This window comes from Limimaricola sp. G21655-S1, from assembly GCF_027213785.1.
Taxonomy (GTDB): Bacteria; Pseudomonadota; Alphaproteobacteria; order Rhodobacterales; family Rhodobacteraceae; genus Limimaricola.
In genome coordinates this window covers 1-2951 of sequence record NZ_JAPWGO010000054.1, presented here as the reverse complement: position 1 = coordinate 2951, position 2951 = coordinate 1, and the positions used below count along the sequence as shown (strand labels likewise).

General features: G+C 65.0%; 3 protein-coding genes. All 3 read left to right on the top strand.

The genetic code is table 11. From position 1 onward, the window contains the following. Positions 1–818, top strand: an 818-nt coding sequence (locus O4G76_RS19715) for an NAD(P)/FAD-dependent oxidoreductase (protein WP_269398860.1), incomplete at its 5' end; no start/stop codon positions are given. A 258-nt stretch (positions 819–1076) separates the two neighbouring features. Next, positions 1077–1883: a glucose 1-dehydrogenase gene (locus tag O4G76_RS19710; RefSeq protein ID WP_269398859.1), complete on the top strand. Its 807-nt coding sequence runs from the start codon at positions 1077–1079 to the stop codon at positions 1881–1883. A 682-nt stretch (positions 1884–2565) separates the two neighbouring features. Continuing rightward, the coding region (locus O4G76_RS19705) for an FAD-dependent oxidoreductase (RefSeq protein WP_269398858.1) at positions 2566–2951 on the top strand (386 nt) is incomplete at its 3' end.

The following is a 2951-nucleotide window of genomic DNA, read 5'->3' as shown; positions in this document are numbered from 1 at the left end:
AGGTAACCCTCGTGGCACGCTCCCGCCTGCTGCCCGGCGCAGAGCCCGAGGTGTCCGACGCCCTGACCGAGGCTTTCGAAGCCGAGGGCATCACGCTACTGACCGGTCTGCAATATGACAGCGTTGCTGCGTCGGAAGATGGCGTTACCTTGAGGATCACGCAGGAGGGCACTGCGAAGGACGTCACCGCCGAGCGGATCGTCGTGACAGCCGGTCGGCGTGCCAATTCGGAAGATCTCGGCCTCCAGAAGGCGGATGTGCAGACCGACAGTCGCGGCGGGATCGTCGTGGGACAGGATATGCAGACCTCGCGCCCTGGCATCTATGCCGCCGGTGATGTGACCGACCGCGACCAGTTCGTCTACATGGCAGCCTACGGCGCCAAGATCGCGGCACGCAACGCCGTGGCGGATGCCGAAGAGCGATATGACAACAGCACGATGCCCTGGGTGGTCTTTACCGATCCGCAGGTGGCGGGAGTCGGTCTGAGCGAGCAACAGGCGCGCGATGCCGGACACGATGTGAAGACCTCGGTGCTGTCGCTCGATCAGGTGCCCCGGGCCCAGGCAGCGCGCGACATGCGAGGGCTCATCAAGCTCGTGGCCGACCGGGAGACGGACCGGCTGCTCGGTGGACAGATCGTGGCGCCCGAAGGGTCCGACACCATCCAGACGCTGGTGATGGCGCTGAAGGCGGGCATGACGACCAAGGAACTGGGCGAAACGATCTTTCCCTATCTGACGACCGTCGAGGGCCTGAAGCTCGCGGCGCAGACCTTCGACAAGGATGTGGCCATGCTGAGCTGCTGTGCCGGGTAAGATCGGCCTTTCGTCCGGCCCGCCCTGCGTCAGTGGGCCGGATCACCCCTCAAAATTCCAGTGTCGATTGTCGGTGTCCGCTCCTGTGGAACCTGCATCGGGTGTCTGTAGTTTGATGCAGAGTTGGAGGAGGTCCTGACGTTCCTTGAGCGTTGCCGAGGAGGCTCGAGGGAAGACATCTCGTCTCGCACTGGGCGTCCGTGTGAGGCTGTTCGCCGAACCTCGCGGCCCCGACCGCCTGGCCTGATGGAGGATACCATGCAGCAGTTGCCACTCGAAAACACCCGCGCGATCGTGACTGGCGCAAGCTCCGGGATCGGCGAGGGGATTGCGCGGGCCTTCGCTGCGGCGGGCGCCTCGGTCATCGTCAACTTCCGCTCCGACGAGGAGGCGGCCGATCGCATCGTTGGTGAAATCCGCAAGAACGGCGGTGGCGCCGAGGCGGTGCAGGCCGACATCTCAACGCCGGAGGGCTGCGGGACACTGTTCGAATCGGCCGATGAGCAGTTCGGCGGGGTGGACATCCTCGTGTCGAACGCCGGCATCCAGCGCGACGCCACCTTCACCGGACTGAGCCTCGAAGACTGGCGCCAGGTCCTCGACGTCAACCTGACCGGCCAGTTCCTCTGCGCTCAGGAGGCGGTGCGGCGCTTCCGCCGGCAGGGTCTCGATCCGGAACGGTCTCCGGCGCTTGGAAAGATCATCTTCACCAGCTCCGTGCACCAGGCCATACCTTGGGCGGGCCATGCGAACTACGCCACCGCCAAGGGCGGAGTGAAGCTGCTGATGGAGACGATGGCGCAAGAGCTTGCCTGCGAGAAGATCCGCGTCAACGCCATCGCGCCTGGGGCGATCAAGACGGCCATCAATCGGGACGCGTGGGAGGACGAGGAGGCCCGGAAGGAGCTTCTGAAGCTCATCCCTTATGGCCGGGTTGGCGAAACCGAGGATGTGGCCGAGGCCGCGGTCTGGCTCGCGTCGGACGCGTCGGACTACGTGGTCGGGACGACGCTCTTCGTGGATGGCGGCATGATGCTCTACCCCGCCTTCCGCGAGGGCGGCTGATGGCTACCCGCAATGCCGGATACCTGCCGTTGCGGGACGAAGCTCTCCTCGGCGATTGCCACGGCGCGGTCTTGGACCGCCGGGATGGTGCGATGGACTGGTTCTGCCCGGTCCGCTTTGGTGCGCAGTCGGCCTGCTGGACGCTATGCCTTCCTGGGAAACTTCCCGCAGGCCTTCACACAACTGGCCCTGACCAACAGCGCCATCAACCTCGATCTCTACGAGACTGGCGGCGGCGACGCGCTTCTGGGGACCCACGCCGACAGGACAGCGCGCGCCGCACCGGAGCGGGATCGAAGCGCTCAGCCTGATCCAGGCAACGAGGCCGCAGGGCTGTCTCGCGCCACCCGGTCTCTTGGATCTCGACCTGAAACAGGAGAGCGGAAAGTGTCATCGAATGGACGGCAGGGCGTTCCGCTGGATGCAATGATGTCCGGCGAGATCCGCTCTCATGAGCTTGAAGAATGTGCCCACTGCGGCAGCCGGTTCCCCTCTCCCGGGGTGGTGCACCAAGGCCACCACTACTGCTGCGATAGATGCGCCATGGGGCCGAGCTCCCGAATGAAAGCCCGCATGATGGTCCGTATGGCCCCGATGCTTGTTGGACTTGTCGGCGTCGGGGCTTTCGCGGGCTGGCTGGCCGCGCGTGGCAGTCGGAAAGCCCGATCAAAGGAGATTTGAAATGAGCAAGACATACGACGTCATCGTCATCGGAAGCGGCACCGCCGCGACCACCGTGGCCAAGCGTGTCAGCGCCGCTGGCCGAAGCGTGGCCGTGACTGATTTCCGTCCCTATGGCGGCACTTGTGCCCTACGCGGCTGTGATCCCAAGAAGATGCTGATCGGCGGCACCTCTGCCGCCGATCATGCCCGGCGAATGCAGGGCAAGGGGGTCGAGGGCGACGTGCGGATCGACTGGCGCGAATTGCTGGAATTCAAGCGCGGCTTCACTGACCCGGTGCCGGAGAAGAAGGAGAAGAGCTTCTCCGAAAGCGGCATCGCGACCTTCCACGGGCGGGCCCGCTTTGTCGGTCCGAATGCGGTGGAGGTCGATGGCGAGACCCTGGA